General features: G+C 59.6%; 9 protein-coding genes. 3 read left to right on the top strand and 6 right to left on the bottom strand.

Features of this window, described 5'->3' with window-relative positions; all coding sequences use genetic code 11:
• Window positions 1-2 precede the first annotated feature (2 nt).
• Window positions 3-752: an NRDE family protein gene (locus GH660_RS09220; protein ID WP_153146370.1), complete on the top strand. Its 750-nt coding sequence runs from the start codon at window positions 3-5 to the stop codon at window positions 750-752.
• On the opposite strand, the gene GH660_RS09215 is transcribed toward GH660_RS09220, so the two are convergent.
• The 6 genes from GH660_RS09215 to GH660_RS09190 all read right to left on the bottom strand — a co-directional run bounded on the left by GH660_RS09215 (window position 722) and on the right by GH660_RS09190 (window position 14874).
• The gene (locus GH660_RS09215) at window positions 722-1204 is read right to left on the bottom strand and encodes a L,D-transpeptidase (RefSeq protein ID WP_153146369.1); all 483 of its coding nucleotides are present in this window, start codon (window positions 1202-1204) and stop codon (window positions 722-724) included. The two genes, GH660_RS09220 and GH660_RS09215, sit on opposite strands and share 31 nt — an antisense overlap.
• Window positions 1201-1683 (bottom strand): tRNA adenosine(34) deaminase TadA, encoded by a 483-nt coding sequence (tadA, locus tag GH660_RS09210; RefSeq protein ID WP_228276437.1) that lies wholly within the window; start codon window positions 1681-1683, stop codon window positions 1201-1203. Before tadA ends, GH660_RS09215 begins: the two co-directional genes overlap by 4 nt.
• Window positions 1684-1940: 257 nt before the next feature.
• Window positions 1941-2759, bottom strand: a complete 819-nt coding sequence (locus GH660_RS09205) for a hypothetical protein (protein WP_153146367.1) — start codon at window positions 2757-2759, stop codon at window positions 1941-1943.
• A gap of 116 nt (window positions 2760-2875) precedes the next feature.
• A complete protein-coding gene (locus GH660_RS09200; protein ID WP_153146366.1) occupies window positions 2876-12424 on the bottom strand; it encodes a hypothetical protein in 9549 nt (3182 codons plus the stop codon).
• A 215-nt stretch (window positions 12425-12639) separates the two neighbouring features.
• Window positions 12640-13704, bottom strand: a complete 1065-nt coding sequence (locus GH660_RS09195) for a hypothetical protein (protein WP_153146365.1) — start codon at window positions 13702-13704, stop codon at window positions 12640-12642.
• Window positions 13705-14289: 585 nt separating this feature from the next.
• Window positions 14290-14874 (bottom strand): hypothetical protein, encoded by a 585-nt coding sequence (locus tag GH660_RS09190; RefSeq protein WP_153146364.1) that lies wholly within the window; start codon window positions 14872-14874, stop codon window positions 14290-14292.
• Window positions 14875-15761: 887 nt separating this feature from the next.
• On the opposite strand from GH660_RS09190, the gene GH660_RS09185 reads away from it, so the two are divergent.
• Window positions 15762-17030 carry a DNA repair exonuclease gene (locus tag GH660_RS09185; protein WP_153146363.1) on the top strand — a complete coding sequence of 423 codons (1269 nt, stop codon included), beginning with the start codon at window positions 15762-15764 and terminating at the stop codon, window positions 17028-17030.
• On the top strand, window positions 17027-20527 hold the full coding sequence (locus tag GH660_RS09180) for a YhaN family protein (protein ID WP_153146362.1): 3501 nt from the start codon (window positions 17027-17029) through the stop codon (window positions 20525-20527). Before GH660_RS09185 ends, GH660_RS09180 begins: the two co-directional genes overlap by 4 nt.
• Window positions 20528-20576: the final 49 nt, after the last annotated feature.

Genomic DNA, 20576 nt, shown 5'->3' with positions numbered 1-20576 from the left:
AAATGTGCCTGATCGTCGTCGGCTGGCAGGCTCACCCGGATTATCCGCTGATCGTTGCCGCCAACCGCGACGAGTTCTATGCGCGCCCGACCGCCTTTGCCGATTTCTGGGCGCCCTCGCCCGAAGTCTTCGGAGGCCGGGACCTAGAAGCCGGTGGCACCTGGCTGGGAATTACCCGCAGCGGGCGTTTCGCCGCCGTCACCAATGTTCGTGAGCCGGGAGCCGGCAAGGGACGGCAATCGCGTGGCCGGCTGACGCAGGATTTCCTCGCCGGCCGGAAGACGGCGGCCGACTACATGGACCAAATCGACATGGCCGCCTATTCAGGCTTTAACCTCGTGGTCGGCGATGGCCGCTCGCTCTGGTACTGCAGCAACCGTGGCGCCCCCCCGCGGCAACTCGCGCCGGGCATCTACGGATTGTCGAATCACCTGCTCGACAGCCCATGGCCGAAGCTGCTGACCGCGCGCGAGGGCTTTGCGCGAGCCATCGGCCGCCTGCCCGACCGCGCCCCCCTGTTCGAGGTGCTGGCCGACGACGAGATCGTGCCCGACACCGAGTTGCCGAATACCGGCGTTCCGCTCGACTGGGAGCGGCGCCTGTCGGCGATCTTCGTCCGTTCGGAAGAATACGGAACGCGCGCCTCGACCGTCCTTATCCAGTCCGCCGACGGCAGCTTCGCCTTCGACGAACGCAGTTTCGGCCCGCTGGGCCGGCCGCTTCAAGCCTCGGTGATGTCGACCGGCGTATAGACCGGGACCAGGTCGAACAACTCGACGATGTCGGCATTGCGCATGCGGATGCAGCCGTGCGATCCCGGCTTGCCCATTTCCGCCCGTTCCGGTGCCCCGTGGATGTAGATGAAACGGCGCATCGTATCGACCCTGCCGAGACGGTTCCGCCCGGGCTCGCAGCCGGAAAGCCACAGGATGCGCGTCAGGATCCAGTCGCGCCCGGGATGGTGCTGATCAAAAGCTGCCGACCACTGTTCGCCGGTCGCCCGGCGCCGGACGAAAACCGTGTTCTCCACCGCCCCGGCGCCGATTTTGGCCCGGATCAGGTGTCGACCGCGCGGCGTCTGGAAACTGCCGAAGACCTCACCCACACCGGCCTTGCCTGTGGATACCGGATACTCGCGCACGACCTTGCCGGCATCGTCGAACAGGGTCAACAGCTGGCGGGCGACCGAGATGTGGATTTTCATGGCGTCTTGCGCCTGCGTTCGGCAAAGAAGGCGGTCAGCACCGCGCTGCACTCCTCGGCAAGGATGCCGCCGGTCACCGTCGTGTGGTGATTGAGACGCTCGACGCCGAAGAGATCGACGACGCTGCCGTGCACGCCGGTTTTGGGATCGCGCGCGCCATAAACCACGCGTGCGATGCGCGAATGCAGGATGGCCCCGGCGCACATCGCGCAGGGTTCGAGGGTCACGAACAGCTCACAGCCAGGCAACCGGTAGTTGCCGAGATTGCGCGCGGCATCGCGCAGTGCGGCAATTTCGGCATGCGCCGTCGGATCGCTTTCGCCGATCGGGCTGTTGAATCCCCGCCCGACGATCTTGCCCGCCTTGACGACGACGGCGCCGACCGGCACCTCGCCCAGGCATTCGGCGGCGCGGGCCAGCGAAATGGCCTCGCGCATGAAGAAATCGTCGCCGAGAACGACGACCGTTTCTTCATTCACTCCCATTCGATTGTCAATAGCACCATCCATCTTCAGTGTTTACGCCACTTTCCGTGGATTATGACTTGTTGATACCGTCACCGATACCGTCAAAACCACTTGCCTTGGGAACGCTGCCCGTAGGCAGTCCTCTTGCGGCTTCATTCCGTCTCGGACCGCGCCCAGTGACAAGAAACCGCGCCCTTCATGAGCGTGTCTCCTCAAGCTGGCAAGCCTCTTTATGCGCACTTTACACACCGTTATCGCAGCAAACCAAACTACCATTGATATGCATATTGATCCCACGCGGGATATGAACAAGTACCATAGTATTCCCAAGCCTTCGTATCGAGAACAATGACGTGTCCGCCCCAATAGGCAGAGTCATCAAGTTGGAATACTCCCCACCACCCGCTGTTCTTCGGAATCTGGTCCCAGCGCACTTTCTCATGCTTCCTGACCGCTTTTCTCTTGAACCAGTCCCACATTTCCCGTGCTCGGATCGGGCGGCGTTCCATTGGACATTTACAGTTTCCCTTGTCGCAGCGATAGAAGGACGTATCGGTGAGCAATTCGGCAAAGCCACACCGAATCAACGCGTCGGAAAGAAAGTGCGCGCAATTGTTATCGAACTTTTGAAGTCCTTTGCAGCATGAGACAGGCTGCGCACCACCGCAATCTCGGCAGACGCCGCTCCAGACTCCTGCGATGCCTGAAAGGGTGGGAACTTCGCCTGGAGCTAGTTGAAGTTCCACAACCTCTGCTGTGCTGAGTGCCGGCGCAGGTGCGCCCGGCACACTCTTAGGAGCCGGAGGAGCGAAGTTCTCGGAATCCCAACGAGACTCACCGAATGGAAGAATTGAGTGTGCGGGCCCTTCTACTGTAAGTGACATCCCTTCGTGTGAAATTGAAGTAGAGATCCGTGTCAGTCCCTGCGGAAAAAATGCTACGTGTTGAGCGAGCAGTTCCCGTAGCAAACTCAGGTAAACACTATCTTCTTCGCCCTGAACGACTCTATTAGCTTTCGAAATACCTACGCGATTGGGATCCTTGGACAAACCCGCTTGGCGCGGAGTGGTTTTCTTCCTGTCGACCATGGCTTAACTCCTATGTAAAGTCAGTCACGAACCATGCCGGCCCGTTGAGGCGTACCCTTTTCCGGAATGTCATCGTCGCGAGCACCTCAGCGCTAGCGGTGGGAAATGAGAGCTGGCTAAATGGGGACAAAAGCGTTATCAAGTTGTACCAGAGATACACGCCCGATCTTCTCGAATGGCCCACCGCGAACGTTGATATCGAGGGAGATCGCTCTACGCTGGCCCGGCGTCAGATCGATGGTCGCCTCGTTGAGCGCGTCCACGACGTCTCGTGCCACTTGTCGGGCGAAAGCCTGCACTTCCGCAACGGTGCGCAGAGTCAGGTTTGGCTGCAGCACCAACGGATGGAAGTACCAGTAACGGTCTGGTACATCCTTAGTGGGGTCGGTGATGGGTCTTGGCCCCCCGCCCTTAGGAACACAGAGTCGGCCTTGGAGAGTGAGGTTGAGTGGGGCCGACTCCGATATCGTAGCCAGCAAAGACGTCAGGTAACGCTCAATCGCATTGGCAGGCAACTGCGAGGCCGCTCTCGGAAGCACCACATTCGACTGAGCAGTGCTCGGTGAGACCGGCTCTCCGGCTCCGATCTCCTGCGACTCATAGACGAATTCCCTGTTGGAATCGACGCCGCCCCCCAGTTCCTTTAGGTTCCTGTATGCCTTGAACTTCGATACCGCCGCCTGCCGCTCAAGAACGGGCAACCGCGTCCGCGTCAGCACCAGCGGACTGTTCGTTAAGCTGAAATCAGCGGGCGGAGGAGTCTTCTCGAACTCCCATTTCGTGTTGGTGAAGACTAGGAGTTCAGTCTCGACGTCCGGGAGCGCCGACAACGTCATGACTCGAGACTGAAGCACATCAACCAACCTGTAGCCTTCGCGGATAAGAAGGTCGAGAGCCTCGGGCTTGGTTGAAAGTGCCCCGGATTCGAGGTTCTGCCGGATGCTGGCCATGCAATCGAAGAGTGTTGCCCCGACTTGACTAGCCATCTCGCTGCGTCCGACGATAGGTGCTGGATACTCTATGGTCCACGAAATCATGTCCCCGTCCACCGTGCTCTCCGCAGGCGTCAGCGCAACGGAGTATTCCCACGAGAGGCTGGGAGAAGGAGTCGCGGCTAGGTTGCCCGTGAACTTCGCCCTCTGCTCATCGATCTTCGGCGGTCGAGGGACCAAACGTGATGGCAACCTTGCCTTGAACTCGTTCTGGACCCAGGATTGACTGCTGGGTCGGATCAGCTCAAGCCACTTGCTGCGTCCGACGTCAAGGTCTGATGCCAGTGCGAGCCCCTCATCGTCACGAATCTGGAGGTAGCGCGGCTCGAATGCGAGGGTGCCATCTATTTCGCCTCGCCTTCCGTCCGCATAGCTATTTCGGGGCACGTAGAACGCTACGTCTGCCATGTAGTTACCGCGTCGGTCGAGCGGAACCTTCGCCATGGTCGAGAAAACGACTTGAGGCGCCACACCGTCCATCTTCGCGCGAGCCTCACGGATCTCGATACGGCCAAACGCCGACACCGTGTCCAAGCCGTAGAGCTTGGGGGCGATATTCATCGGCACCTGAAGGAACGCGCCAGGTGCAAAGGCAACCGCGAGATTGCGCAGGAACTCGTCGTGGGCGACAAACCTCGTTCGATCGTTCACTGCACTGCTCTGCATGCGTGTTACCCACTCGATCCGGAGCTTGAAGATCTGCGCCAACTCGCTCTTCATATGAACCGCCCGCGCAAGCGTCTCCAACGCATCGCTGCGCCCGGAGATCGGCACAAGGGTGCGCTCGAGCAACTCCGTGAAGCGGTACATCGTTTCGTCGAAGTCCACGTCCTTCACGAACATCTCGACCTGGGTTTGGCTGCCCGGTCGCAAGACCAGCGCTTGACCCGAAGCCAAGGACTGCCTGAGGGGTTTGGTCGCGCAACTCAGCACCTGCGACGGGTCCGTCGGACTCTCTATGCGCACAAGGGCCTCAGGTACAAGGTAGACCTCGGTCGATTCGGTCGCAATTCCAGATGCGCGTCGGTCAACCAGCCTTGCTACCTTGAACTGGTTGTATTGGGCCTCAACGCGTGCCGAGAACTCGCCCCAGACAGCATCGGTGGAAAGCTGGTCCCGATGGTCCAAAGTTGGATAGATTTTTGATTCCGCCTGCCCGCAGCCTTCAACAGCTGCTCCGGTCGTGGGGTCGGTCCACACCAGACTGCTGTCTCGAAAGACAACGAGGTTGAGGCGAAGTGCGAGTTCAGATGGCGAAAGACCAGCGCGGGGCTTGGTCAGATTGAGGTTCGACTGGGGCTGGATCAGCCAAAGCGCATCCTTTACGCGGTCGGGTTTCTCGACGCTACCTTCGTCGCACCACAGTCCGAGCGCGGGTTCTGTCTTGGCCAGCACACTATCAATCAGGTCACGTACATCCGTAAGGAAGCGTATGATCTCCGCATTTATCGAATTCACGCCACCGGTCAAAGGGCCATGGATTCTCACCTCGGCATAAACCTTGTTACTCGGATCAAGCTGGCATAAACACTGGACAAAGCGTTTTCTGAACTCCTTTAGGCGCTCCTCGATCATTGCTGCCGGATTGTGCGGCTGCCCGGGATCGCGCGTCTTGTAGGAGTCCTGCAGCATGCGGCGCAGGACAGCAGTCTCGAATCGCAGCGCGACCTCCACACCACGGCCCGCTTGCGCGAACGAGTAGCTCATCCGAACTCCGGGCAGTTCCCCAAGGGGAATCAAGCGATCAAAGTACTTGAGGTCGCCCTGACTGCGCTTCTCATAGCCCGGCAATCTGTTGCCATAGACGTCTCGCAACCCGAACTTGACCGTGATACGGTCTCCGACCCCGGCGTACGGGTTCGGCTCGGCTGCAGTTGATCCCTTATGAAAATTCTTGATTGGCAGCGCGACGTTATAGCGATCCTTGTCGTTTGGGTCAGCGCGGGTGTAAGGCACGATCTTGTTTGGCGACACCGCCTGGAAGGCGGCGGATGCCTCGGTGGAAATCTCCAGCAGGTCGAACTTGTCTGCCAGCGATCCCAGCAATCCGTCATGAATCTCCTGCTTCTGCACGGCCCGAGGGCCTGAGGCAGCGAGGCGAACAATTGGGGACCGGACTCCTTCGATGCGCTGCGGGCGAAACCGGATCCAACCATGCGGCTGCACCGGCCGCAGCACGGAACGATTGAACCGCATCACTGCGACACGCGGAGGTTCATCGGCCCCCTGCAGGGTGGCCTCCTTGACGAAGGCAGCATTGAATGCATCGGACCAGGCGTGCTGGTGGCTGGCAATCGGCGCTCGCTTCGATTTCAAGAGGAGCGTAACGGCCAACTCAGCTCTATCGCCAAACAGCTGACTGAGTTCGTCGCCGAGGGGCCTACTGCAGATTAGCCAGTATCCCCCCGAGCTAAGCACGCTCGCATCCTTCAGCATGGTCAGCGCACGCGGTAAGTCCTGCTCCAGAGCAAGGCTAGCCAGATAGGGCGCCTCGTCGGGCGCTGAGCTTAGCAAACTAACCGGTGGCTGCGTGATCCGTGCTAGGTTCGAGCGGTAGATCCACGGCCCTTCGTCCTGCTGCAATTGAAGAGATTGCTGCGGACGCAGATAGATGCCAGGCTCGTTTGGCTCGAGTCCGAGTACTTTGCCGATGCCTTGCGCGTCGACGTGCTTGACATAGCTGTTTTTCGAAAACGGCCGCAAGAACTGCGCAGGCAATTCGAATTCCACGCTTCCAGACTGAATCGCCAAGGCAAGCATCTCGAGGTGACGCTGAGCGCGGTAGTTGCCACCAACGATTTCGAACCCCGTCCGGTTGCCGGAACTTTCTTGGGCTTGCCGCAGGATAATTTCCACGACCGACGCCGGAGCGAAGTCAACCTCCACATCCGCGGTGTGTATCGAACCCGATACAGTCAGGCTTTCCCGACGCTCCCTCAGCAACAAGGTTGCAGCAAGCGGTGGGGCGCCGCGGTCGCTGGCTCTCGGCGCCTGGTCGTCCGGCAGTAGCCACAGCGCTCCCTTATCGGTGCCGCCGACCTCGTATCGTGGTCCAAACGGGATCTCGACGGGGCTCTCTGCAGCGGGCGGAAGCTGGTCCATCCTTGCAAGTTGAATCTGATTGCCGATAGACGGGGCATCGGCCGCCAACGCAGCCATGATGTCTCTGTCGACTGGCCACTGGTAGGGTAGGGTCGTGCCACTCGCGGGATCAACAGCTGGCGATGTATCGATCAAGACCCATGGAGTGCCCGACTGCGCCTTTAGGTACAGCGTGCCCTTGTCCGGCCAATGCGAGTCCAACCATGCCAGGCCGACTTGCTGGCCGGTTAGAGCAACAAGCGGCATCGCGGATGTATCCACGCTGCGGGAGCGCGGGCGCTTGCCCGCAACGTGCGCTTCCGCCCACGACTGCAAGCGGGCACCTGGGGCGGGAACTCTCAATCCGGCTAGATGCAGCGTGCTGGCCTCGGCATAGACCTTATGGAGGCTGTCCAAGGTCTCAGAGGACGGGGTCATCATTGCGAGCTCGAGGTCTCGCCAGCCGATCGGCTTCTGTTGAACCGAGCGGATCACAAATCTGAGCCCGGCCCGCAGTACCGACAAGAACCAATCCTCGAAGATCAGCTGAGTTGCCGGTCTTGTCGCAGCACTCTTCTTCCGTGCGATCCTGGTGTCGCGTTCCTTCAACTGCTCGACCGCGTCCTCAAAGTACTTGCGTAACGCGTCTTCATAGCCCGCATTGACAACCTCTGCTCCTGGAATGCCGACCGTATGTCCAGTGAAGTCATCGCGGTCGTTCAATGCGAAGCTGAGTTCGGGGAATGTCGGGAAGTAGGCAGCATCAAGAGCCTTGGGGGGCGTACCGCTGCCAACCTGCGGCCGCGCGCTGGCCGGATGTGAGATGACGAACTGCAGATTCTTCGCGAGAAACGATGCGATCTGTGAATAGGCCGGTCCGCTCTTTGCGCCCTTTTCTTCGAGAGAATCCAGAACCGTTTGCACGTCATTCGGCCGAACGATGAACTTGTTCCAGTCACCCCCATAGAGTTGGTCCAGCACAGGCTTCAGCGCCCACGCCATGGCCACCACTAGGAGGCTAGCCGCCGGGAAATCACCTGTAGTCCTAGCTTCTGTGTCGCACAGCAAACCGACTTGAAGCTTGGCTTCAGCCTCTTCACGTCCCGCGTTGCTGCTGGTCTCGAGCGAATAGTCGATAATGAGGAAAAGTTTGAACGGCTGCGGGTGCGCGAAGTACTCGAATGCCGTCCAGGGGTTGGCGAGCCTCAGCATCGCTCCCGGCAGCCCAGCCGCCCGAATGTTGAGCGTGCCCAGGCTCCAATCCTGGTGAATCACGGTCTCGAAATGCAGGTCGACTGCAATCTCGAGCGTTCCGTCGAACGGAATGCCGATGCGTGCAATGACCAACCTGAGCGACACGCTGACGCCGAGGTCGATGCTGAGAGTGATCGGCGCCCTGGGCTCAAGGGCAAGTCCAGCCTCTGCCCAGGCAGCCAGCATGAACCCGAACTTGATGATGGCGAAATCAACGACTGCGTAACCCTCGAGGAGAAGTCCCGCAGTGCCAACTATGCGCCAATGGACGGCCGATGGCTCCGGGGTTGGATAGGGGGGATCAAGTTTTGCCAGCCGGCCAAAAGCACCTTCCAGAGTGGCGTAAAGCGTAAGCGAAATACCCGCGCGGAAGATTCCCGCCTCGATCGTTTTTCCCAGTCCGAAGCGCCCGGCGAGGCCGAATTCGATGACTGGTGAATATGCATAGTGGCCGTTGTAGCTAGGATTCCATTCGCGAGGAACTAGGCTCAATACCTCAGCGCCCTTCTCCCCAAAATAGACGCCGCCGAAGCCGATGAACGGAAACAGTTCCGCACTGAAGGACCTCGAATAGTCGCGACCGCGCGGGAAGCCAAGGTCAAGGCGCCAGTTACCGTTTGTGTAGATGTCAAGGCCGAGGTTGCCAAGCACCACCGTCACAGCGCCGAGGTCCATGCGACGGAAAGCGGCCGGCGGTGCGATCTCGATGGCGTAGAGCCCGATCTCGTCAGAGATCTTGCGATACAGAACGTCGATGTCGATGAAACTCGCCGTCGCGGGCACGGCGACATGTACACCGTACAGTGCCTGCTGCTCGTCGCTCATGACGAAATGCACATTGGCGGCGTCGCCGAGTTTCACCTCCGTCGCAACGGTCCAGTCGGTACCTCTGTCGTAGAGGATCCCACTTTCCGAGAACAGTTTCTTGAGGCGCTGCTTGAACTTTGGGCCATCGGTTTGCGGATTAAACGTGGCGCTGTCGCCGTCTTCGTTTAATTTTCCATTTAGTAGGTTCTTTCGCGCCTCCACAACCAGTGCGCGCGCATTCCACGCTGCACCGGATTGAGCCAGCCATTTGAGGCGTTGCCCTAGTATGAGGACTGGGATCTCGAATCCACCAACAATCTTGTAATCGCTACCGCCGACCAGCCATCCGGCGGGCCCACCCTCAGCGAACACGACCATTAGCGTGACATTCTTCTTCTCGGGAACGGCTTTTCCGAGTACCTCGACGAAGGCCCCGGCAAGCGCAAGTGCCGCCGTGAGCCCCTGGTTTGGCGGCAAATCACCTGCCGTTAGCAGCGCGACCTCTTGGGCAATGAAACGCACGACGCCCTGGATACCGATCTCAAGCTTGCCCTCGACCCCCGATAGTTTGAACCCCAGCGCTGGCATCTGGACACTGCCGACATTCCACTGCCAGCCGAGCAGGACGCGCCCCGTAAGTTTGTTCTGCAGCCCAAGGAGTTTGCCAAGGCCACCGAGTGCAACTTCCACCTCGAGCGCGAAGTCGAAGCCATCCTTGATTTCAATACCCGGGAACTTGAGGTTGAAATAGCCGAAGTCGCTGGGGAACTTCGGCAGTTTCGCGGCTACGGTCCCGCTCGCGTCCGCACGAGTCCGGCCTGACCAGACGAAACCTCGGAGTTGGGCTCCGATTCGCTCGAGCAGTCCACCGGGACGAGACGTCTTTATTTCAGCTTGCATTGCACCGGCCTCGAATCCGAATTTCGGGCTCACATCGCCATCAGCCCGATCGAATTCAAGAGTGACCGCCGTATTGGAGAACGCTAACTCATCGAGAGACAGCAGATCGCCCTGTGTTTTCTTGAATGCGAGCTTGCCTGTGACTGCAAAGCGGGTGTGGACGTGCTCCGGCGCTCCCTTCGTGACAGTACTGCGTAGCTCGACGCGTTCGACCGTGACGGACTCGAGGATGGGATTGTCCGTTCCAAACGGCAACGTCTTGATGTCTTCGTTAACGAAGGTGTAGATGTCTTCCGAATGGCCATCGCGCACTCGCACCTCGTAGCGACCTTGGATCTTCAGGTCGTGTGCGAACGCATCCGAGGTCCTGCTCTTCGGCTTTTCCTCGAACGAACCACCGGCGATCGAGCCGAGCCTGAGTGTGAGCAAAGCATCAAAGCGCCGAATCGCCGAGTCCTCGAACTGCACCGCAAGACGATCGACCCGCATGCCGTATCGGTTTTCGTCGTGGCCGCGCAGGATCGGATCAGTTTCATTGAGCAGTTTCGAAGCGCTCTTGCGCCGGGTGCCCTGTGAAGCTGGATTCTTGTATTCGTAATCGACTAGTCCAAAGAAGGAACTACGCGTGATCTTCAGAGAGGCATCCGATTGTGCCTCGATCCTGTTTGTGTCGATACCGAAGTAGGGAGCGGAGAAGTTCGATTTGGCGATCCCAGCCTCCATGCCCGCTGCTTGCTCGGGAAACCCCACTGGAAGCGCGTCGAAGACCATGACGCCGTTCCAGTTGTCGGCCACGATTCGCTCCTTAAAGCCGCGGTACATCTCCTTCTGGTCGGCGTTTCCCGAAGTCGCCCGCCTCTTGTACTCTGCTATGTCATTCTGCAAACGCTGCTGCACGCCCCGGGCCGACCCGGGCTTGTTGAACACGTCCGGAAACAGCCAGGAGGTGAACTCGCTTACCAAGCTTTCGGTCGACTTCTTGCCGAACTTCACCACGAGTATCGGCGGCTTGCTCGGCACGTTCGTAGAGAGTCCGCTCGGCGGCACAGGCAGCAGCAGGTCGAACTTCCAGCCACGCACGTGGACCGTTGCTTCGACGCGGCCCACATCGCCATACTGGCTTGGATCAAGTGGGAAGCTGATGACGAGAAAAACTTCCGCGTGCCGGAGTGCATCTTCAATGACCCAGCGCGGCGATCCCTTGGGTCGGTGAAACGTCAGCTCTAGGTTGGTCTTTGCGTCCTCGTCGAGGCTGGAGGCGATCCTGATTTCCTGCCAAGTCTCGTTCTCGATGCGGACCAGAAAGCCTTGCGGCGTAGTGATCCATCCATCCGTTGTTAGCCTCGCCTGTGAGAGAAGCCTCGCGGGTGCATCCCCGATCGTCCGGACACGAACTGGCGAAAGCACGCTCTGCTCGAAGAACGCGTAGGCGTCGCGCGCCGCTGGCTTGGAATAGTCGACGCCTCCTGCGGGCGACAACGGAATTAACACTGGGTCTTTTCGTATTGGGTTCTTCGCGAAGCCCCAGGCGGCCTCCGGCGACTTGCCGTTGGGTGGCTTTGGTGCCGTGGGCGAGTACGCCGGGGCTTCATGTGGTTGAAGCACGAACTCGACCAGGTCACCACTCCGCGGCACCAGTTTCGCCCAAGAAGTCTTGCGGTAAGGCTCGAGATTCTGGCCGAGACCGCCTTTGAAGGACCGCGCGAGCCAAGAGGGCAGTTGCAGAGACTTATTCAGGCTCGCGGGCATCTCGATGGGCGAATAGGCGTTCATGCCTGGCACAAAATCGATGTACTCCCGGCGTTCTGGATCGTTCGATATATGCATGAACTCTGTGGCCGCCCCCCCAAGGAGCAATGGCGCCACCGCCCCGGGGCGCCCAACTTTAGTGCCAACCTGTATCCCGAAACGTCCCGAAGGAACGAGATCAGACTGTCCGTGCAGTTGCTGCTCGACTACGAACTCACCCAGGTCGGGCTGGAGGTATACGGCAGTGCCGTCGGCGATCCGCAACGTCGAGAGAAACGCGCGTTGCGGGTTCGGGGTTGGTCCCGGAGTGGTTAGCGTAATGATGCGGACCGACGAGCAGAATGGATCGCCTGGATTATCGCCATGCCAATGTCGAAACGGGTTGAGTCGAGCCCGCAGGCCCACGCGCACGTCCCTGACCCACGGCGCGAGTAGTGGCAACCTTATGGTCTGCGCTTCGCCGAAGTAGTAGCTGATGCCGGGATTCCATAGCTGCGCAAAGGAGCCTTGATTGACATCCCCGTCCAACACCATCCGGGCCGAGTTCCACCCTCCCCTCTGGCTCGCGTCCTTTGTTGCCTGAATGAATGTCAGGCTGGTATTGATGGTGTTGCCGCTGCCGCCCGCGAGCGTGATCGACTGCGCGCCGCGAATACGCAACTCGTTGTCAGCCGATGCCTCCAGTACGCACATCCGACCCGCGCCCACAACAATGGAGATGCGCCAATCCTCGATTGAGACAGTGTCCGTTCGAACAGTGGCGGCCGCCACATCGCCAAGAATGCCGTCCTTGATGCTAGGTCGACCAGTCGCATCCAGCGCAAGAACAATCAGCACGTTGCTCGAGAACGCTGAGCTCGATTCCGAATCGTCGACGGCCATCTGGAGCAGTCTCCACGTCGGCGGAGTCCAAAACCCGCCATCGCAGAGCAGGAAACGTCCCCTGCCGAGGCCCTGCGCCAGAGAAATCGATGAGGGGAGCGAAGCGCCGAGATCTGCATCAGCCAGAAAGGCAATAAACCCACATCCTGGCTCCGCGCTAAAGCTCACTAGCTCTGGAATGAATAACCGCCCGCCCGAAACCCTGCTTAGAGTAGTCATTTCCACGATACCTCATCGTCAGGCGCCAGAATCAGATCGCCGATCTCCTCGAAGCTGCGATAGTCGAGCGATGCATAGCGGAAAAGCGGCGCGATGCGTCGAATTTCGACTGATCTGGGCTTTGGGCTTGTTATGCTTCGGTTGGAATTGGAACCGCTTCTCTCGTAGGCGACAGCGCCCAGGGTTCCACGATCGGCTTGAACCACATCGCGGATTCGGGTGCCCATTTCGACCCAGCTCAGCGCACCATTGATTGAAATTCTGATCTCTGGAATGGGTAATGCCCTAGCACTGATCAAGAAGCAGCGCCCGTCGACGCAGCTCTTGCGTAGGGTGTCACGCGCCTCTGTTCCTTCTGGTGAATCACCGTCCACTAAGTTTGCATTATGCGAGAGATTGATGGCACCTGCGTAATTGTCGGCCGCGAAGATCATCGGTAGAGCAAGCACCTTGATCCTGGTCTTTGAAGCCATGTCCTTCTGGCCCACCACCAGAGATGGATAGCGTAGGACTAGGACACCGCTCTTGCCAGTACAAGCGGGGTTAACAAAATCCCACGAACCGTTGATCAGCCTGAAATTCTTGACGACGAAGTCCGGTTCCGGACTGCTAGCGTTCATCTCCAGCACCTGTGACAGGTCTGTGGAATTGAAGTCGGCGATGTCGGATCCATAGATCGTTGGCCGCCATGCTGATAGGGTGGTGCATCCACCGCGTTTCACCACGTCGTAGACCACGCTGGATGTTCCCGCACTTGCCCAACCTTCGCGCAACTCTGAGAGATTGGCGGCCGAATAGAAATGACTGAAGACAAGCCGCAATCGCATTCCAGGACGCAGCGCAACTAGCTTTTCGTTTGAGTCAGGGTCAAAGAGATAGTTGTGCCACAAGTCCTCGGTAAATGTTCGTGGTATCAGCGTGGATACCAATTCGATTAAGTTAGACCGAAATGTGCTCCGCGCTTCTTCTGGCACTTCCACAAAGCATGTCCCGGATTGCGCCAACCCAGCGTTGATCGATTCCTCCAACCGTCTCGGATCGATTCGATCCGGCGATGCCATCCGCACTCTTGTGTGCGCCGACGACCTAAATCCCCAGGCTGGCTGTAGTCGAACATCCTCGTCGGAACCTTCGCGTGCTGCAAATGGGATTTCGAATCCATCGCACTTCGCGACCCATGGCATCGGCAGGACAATTGAGAGGTTCTGCGATGTGGAAACTCCCGGTGGAACTAGTAGAGCTTGTGTAGACTTGGTGCCTATGGTGACGGAGTAGTTTCCCGTCCCATAGCTCGCACACCCACTGGCACCTGCCGCTATCGCCGCAAGAAATATGTATTGGGCGAGAACAGCTGCGCGCCCGAAGTTGCCAAGAAAGCTATTCACAACTCCCCTCCCCTAAGGATCAGCGACCGCCTCCTACCCGACGATTTCCCACTACTAAATTGCCAATGTCACTTCATATCGTCGTCCCGATGACTATTCTTTTGAATTACGTTTACTCGATATCACATCAGCATTGTACCAAGTTGAGCTATGCATATCGATTCGTCGACACCTTACGTAAACCAGGATCTACCCTACCCCGCCGCCAGCCATGTATGCCAGAGCCACGGCCCGCTCCTTTAAACCGGACGTAAGAACTCCCTATTGCTTCGGCTTCACGGCGAACGCAGCATAAAGGGCACCAACGAGCGTCCCTACCGTCGCTGTTCGAATGCCATCCCACACCCCCTTAAGCTTCGTCGCGACGTTGCGTTGCGTCTCTGCAATGAATTTCGAGTTCTCGCTCAGGACGTTGGAAAAATCGTCCGGGGCTGTGAAGGCTTGAAGGGACATCCACCCGGAAACGATAGCCCAAGAGACGAATAGAAGGACTATTCCCAAAGCAAGCCATCGGCTGTCGGCAAACGTAGTCAATCTCAAAAAGGGCTTCGCGCCGTTGGGGTTCTGTACCACCTCGATGGCTAGCAGAGCTGCGAGTACAGCCGAGATTGCAGCATGCAAGCCATAGAACGTGCTTACTGTGGCATCATTTAATTCACGAAGTCCCTGGCCGAGTTCTTTGGCCAGCGCTTCTACCTTTGCCGGTTCATCTCCTGTTTTAGCCTCAGCAATGCGCTGTACCATTGAAATAGTAAACTTTGAAGCCCTCCCCGTTTCGAACGCGGTGAACCAATAGGCAAACAGTGCTAGGAGGACGAGTAACCACCTTAGTGTCGTAGTATTCATGCATACCCCAATGACTTTTCAATATATTGCTCGTACCTGGAAGCGGAACGGTATGCTCGTGATCTCTCCGAGGCACACTTCTCCAACACTGTCCTTTGTATGTTATAGCAATGTAGGATGAAAGTACCTGAAAATCAATTACCTTCGCGGACCTCACGATGAGGTAGTAGCTTCTCAGCTCGCCTGTGCTATCAGCAGGCATGTTCGGATATTCTTCAGGTGGGCATTAGAATCATGCCTCGTCATGCGAACGGACTGCCGCAGGCTAACAATCGCGATCATCCGCTTGCCCGCCCGCAGCGAGCCCTGTACCGATTTTGTCGTTGCATCGCGCCGGGAACGCACACATAGCGTACGATTTCTTGGACCGAGCCCGCCGCGGCAAAATGCACCCCGCGAGAATGTCTTCCCACCTCCTGACCAAGGCAACCACCTGTTGGTCGGTCATCAAGTTGACTTGATGCGTGATCGGCAAGGCTTGCCGGCTCAGCCCTTCACCCTTACATACGCGTAGGCCGCCACGGCCTGCTGTGTCTGGCCCGTCAACGCCATCCTCTGTGCGGACAACTGGATGACATCCGACAGGAAGGGCTGCGTCTCGGCGAACACCAATTCCGTATGTCCAGCGCATTGTTCGCAACCCACCTCAGGTGGCAACCGAGCGGGTTCCTGCATCATGGGTTTATTGGGGTCGGCAGAGCTTGCCCACGGCCAAGCACCGAAATCGGAAGACTCTACTTACTTGAAACCCCAGCCAGGCAGCGCATAGAGCGTTTGTCTACATCGAAGCCTTGGGCCACCCAAGATGGTCATGTAAACTCCTTAGCGGTACATGCCGATATCGTGCTCGGTCAAGTCGGCCATAGCGCAACCGGGAGTCAGTCCACGTGAAATTCATCCATGCTGCAGATCTGCATGTCGATAGTCCGCTACGCGGCCTGGACAGCTATGATGGTGCTCCCGTGGCGCGCCTGCGCGGCGCCTCGCGCCAGGCGCTGGTGGCCTTAGTCGAACTCGCCCTCGAGCAACGTGTGGCGATCGTGCTACTGGCCGGCGATATCTACGATGGCAACTGGGCCGACTTTCGAACGGGCCTGTTCTTCCGCGAACAGATGCTGCGGCTGCGGCGCGCCGGCATCCTCGTCTTCATGGTCAAGGGGAACCACGACGCGGAAAGCCAGATCACGAAACAGCTACCCGAAGTCGAAGGCGTCCACGTCTTTAGCGCTTACAAGAGCGAAACGATCGACCTGGAGGCACTCGGCGTAGCTGTACACGGGCGCAGCTTCCCGCATCGCGCGGTGCCGGAGGACTTGGTGCCCCTCTATCCAGATCCGCTGCCGGGGCGCTTCAACATCGGCCTTCTACATACGAGCCTGACTGGACGCGAGGGCCACGACTCGTATGCGCCTACTTCCGTCGAGGCGCTGTGCGAAAAGGGCTACGACTATTTCGCGCTAGGCCACGTGCATACGCGCGAGGTGGTCCGGCCGTCTGATCCCCGCATCGTGTTTCCGGGTAACCTGCAGGGGCGCCACGCCAAAGAGACCGGCCCGAAGGGGTGCGAGTTGGTCACGGTCGAGGGCGGCGTCATCACCGCGGCCGAGTTTGTTCCCCTGGAGGTAGTGCGTTGGCATCAGTTTCGCCTCGATGTATCGGGGCTAAGTTCCCTCGACGCTTTGGCGCGGCACTTCGTGGGCCAAGCGCGCGAACTCGTCGCCGATGCCCGGGACCGTCTCCACGCTGTGCGCCTCCTCATCCAGGGGGAGTCGGCGCTGCACAGGCTGGAGGCTGAGGAGCCCGGTTCGATCGCCGCGGCGATCCAGGCGGCAACCCAGGACCTGGAAGATACGGACATCTGGATCGAGCAAATCCGCCTCGACCTGCAGTCGCCCATGGATCGCACTGCCATGGCCGCGCGTGCCGATGCGGTTGGCGAAGTCGTGAGGCTGGTTGACGTGGTCAGCACTGACGAGGGACAACTCAAGGCGTGGTTCTCACAGCAGCTGGCCGAGATGAAGGACCTTCCGGGCGCGCTCGCTGACGTCGACCCGATGACATTCGACTTCGCCACTATGCGCGCGTTTCTCGCGGACGCCGAAGCAACGGTGCTTGCTCAGATTTCCGGTATCACGACCGAAGGGGGCGTCCAATGAAGCTGCGCCGCCTGCACCTGAAGGCTTTCGGCCCTTTCACCGACCGCGTGCTTGACTTTGGCAGGGCCGCGCAAAGACTCGTGCTCGTGCATGGCGCCAATGAGGCAGGCAAGTCATCCACCTTGCGCGCCATCTCGGATTTGCGATTCGGGATCCCATTGCAAAGCAAGGACAACTTCATACACGCTCACCCGGACATGCGGGTGGGTGGTGAGTTCGTTGATCGGCAGGGCAACGAGTATTCGCTGATACGCCGCAAGGGTCGCGGTACAACGCTCTGCTTCGCCGACTTCGAACTTGGGGGCTTCGCCTTGGAAACGCCCGTTCCACCAGATGTCGAGATTCTGCTGAACGGCGGGCTTCGCAAGGAAGAGTACGAGTCAATGTTCGGACTCGACCACCGCCAGCTGCGAGAAGGTGGTCAGGCACTCCTGAAAGGCGAAGGTGACGTCGGGGCAGCCCTGTTCGAAGCGAGTGCTGGTATTCGCAGCATCCCACAAATCCTTGAGCGTCTGGATGCTTCAGCGCGCAGGTTCTTCATGCCCGGCGCGCGTGGAAAAAACGCACGCATCAACGAAGCGATGAAGGCGTACGAAGAACGCCATGGTGAGTACAAGCAGGCCCTGGTGAGACCGGCGCACTGGGCCGATGTCTTCAAGAAACATCAGGCGGCGGCTGCCGATGTTGCCGAGCTTGAGGCGCGCCGCGGGGAGCTGAATACCAAGTTGCTTCTAATCAAGGAACTGCGCGCCGTGGCACCGGTAATCAGCACGCTGCAGCATGCGTCGCGGATCCTGGATGACCTGAAGTCGGTGCCACTCCTGTCGCTAACCGCAGCCACCGAGCGGGCCGCCGCCGAGTCCGGCCTGTCTGATGCGCAGCATAATGCCAAGCTAGCCTCGGCAGAGGCTGTGGGCCAGCAACAGCGGCTCGACGAACTCAAACTGGATGTTGCGATCCTGGACGTAGCACCGGCGGTCAAGCGACTCGCGGCCTCCGCGGAGGCGATCGATCAGCATCGCCGCGATTTGGCTGACGCCACTGTCGACGTGGCTACGGAAACGGAACAGGTCGTCCGGCTCGCAGCCAGAATCGACGCGTCGCGATCCGCTGAGGCGGTCGGCGAACACGCACCTGCGAGAACAGCACGGGTCAGCATCGAGCAGCTTCTGCATGCCTTAGAACTCGCCGAGCAGGCGCTTAAGCAGCACCAGGAATCCGGGCGCCAGAGCATGGACGCCGAGGAATCTACGGCCGAGGCACTGCCCTCGCCGGAATCGCGAACGATGCTGCGCATCGCCCAGGCCGAACTCGCGCGCAGCGATTCAGATCTCAAGCGTCTGGCTTCGCTACCCGGTGAAATCAAGGCCGCGCGACGCGCGGTGGCCAACGGGTTGGAAGCCGTCGGTTTGGTGGATGAAGCGGCCCTACGCAGGGTGCAACCACTGCTGGACGCGCAGATCGACGTCGCGATGAAGCAAGAAAATGCCTCCGCGACACGGCGCGATGCGCTCGAAAAACGAATCGACCAGATTTCCGAGGCGCTGCGCAATGAACTCAGCCAGCGCGATCGTCTGCTTGCCAAAGGTGAGGTCCCGACGCGGGACGATGTCGAGACGGCACGCTCGCATCGGGACGCCGAGTGGACACTGCTGCGCGGAATCTACATTGACGGCACGAGTTCTCCCACCGATGCGCGCGCCAGCGACAAGCCGCTCCCGGCGGCTTACGAGGACGCGGTAATTCAGGCCGATCGCCTGGTCGACGAGTTGGCCAGTGACACCGAGCGCGCGGCAGCACTGCAGTCGAGCAAGCGGGCAATCGAGACCTTGGAGACGGATTGCAGCGAACTCAAGCACCAACTCGAAGAACTCGACCGGGACGAAGAGACCCGGCAAGCGATTTGGCATCAGACGCTTGCTGCGGCAAATCTGCCTGCCCTGTCGCCGGCAGCGTTGCGCGACTGGCAGGCCCTGTTGCCAGTTGCTCGGACGGCGTGCGAGACGCTGCAGTCGAAGCTCGACGAGTTCGAGCAGGTTCAAGCCACCGAGCAGGCGCTCGCCAGCCAATTGCGCGCAGCGATCGTCGCTACCGGCCGCGCCATGCCTGCGGGAGAGGCACGGCTCAGTACGCTGGCGGCGACGGCGTCGGAAGTCGATGCAGAAATCAAGCAGCGCGAAACGGCGATTAACCAGGCCGCTGGCAAGCGCCTCGAACGCGAACGGCAGTTCCAGCAGCGGGCCGCCCACGAAGACGAGTTAACTAGCGCCCTGCGCAATACGAGGGATGCCTTAAAGCCAGCATTCGCCGGACTGCTCCTGCCCGAGGATACGACGGTCGCGGTCGCCCGGGCGCGCATGCGCGAATTTGAAGATCTCATGGACGCCAAGGACAGGCTCGCTTCGGCTCAAGCCAAGGAGCGCCGGGCGAACCAGGCGCTCGCCCTCCTGGACGACGCCGCCAAGGCGATCTTGCAGGCGCTTGGTGGCTCCGAGCCTCTCGATCTTCGTTTGTACATCGAGCAGGTCTCCGCGCGTCTAATCGCTGCCGAGGAGGTCCAGACAAAGCGCACGCTGGCGCAGCAAGCGCTGGAGGCTGCCCAGAAAACGCAGCGCGAACACGAGGACACGGGTGCGCGTCACCAGCAAGTCTTGTCAACCCTGTGCCTCGCTGCCGGCGTCGACTCAGCAAATCACCTTCCGGAAGCCGAAGAGCAGTCACGGCGCAAACGGGATACACAGAGCGAGGTCGATCGCTCGAGCTCACACTTGGCGCAGGCATCACGGCGCTCGGTAGACGAACTGCGCACCCTACTGGCCGACTATGATGCGGCGCGTATGGATGCCGACGAGACGAACTTCTCGGAAGAGCTGAACCAACTCGAACTGCGCCTGCGGTCCGCCCGCGAGTGTGAGGAGTTGGCCCGGCGCGCCCTGGAGGCCATCGACGGCTCCGACACGGCCGTCGCGGCGCGTGAGGATATGGAACGAGCGGCTGCCAGCATACGCGCCAATATGTCCCCTTGGATTCGTTCACGGCTCGCGCATGCGCTTCTCGCCGAAGCGCTCAAACGGTTCCGCGATCGGGCTCAGGGGCCCATGCTGACTGCAGCGTCGAGTTACTTTAGCCGGATGACGCGCGGCGAATTTGTCCGGCTGATCAGCGACGACTCCGACAAGGAGCCGGCCCTGATTGCCGAACGCACTAGTGGCTCGAGAATCCGCGTCGAAGAGATGAGCGAGGGTACCCTTGACCAGCTCTACTTGGCGCTACGCCTAGCTGCCTTGGATCTTCGGCGCGCTGCCGGCGTCGACCTGCCGGTCATCCTTGACGATGTTCTGATGACCTCGGACGAGGATCGCTCCGGCGCCATTCTGGAAGCGTTGGCTGATTTCGCGGGCGAGAACCAAGTGCTGGTGTTTACACACCATAGGCATTTGGTTGAGTTGGCGCAGCGTCACGTGCCGGCCGAGAATCTCGCCCTCATCGCATTGTAGTGCAGCAACCTGTTTCGGCCGAGGATACGTCCGTCGAGGTTATCTCTAC

It is taken from the genome of Dechloromonas sp. H13 (genome assembly GCF_009469615.1).
Taxonomy (GTDB): domain Bacteria; phylum Pseudomonadota; class Gammaproteobacteria; order Burkholderiales; family Rhodocyclaceae; genus Azonexus.
Note: the sequence above shows the minus strand (reverse complement) of the source record. Positions and strands in the feature narration are given on the sequence as shown.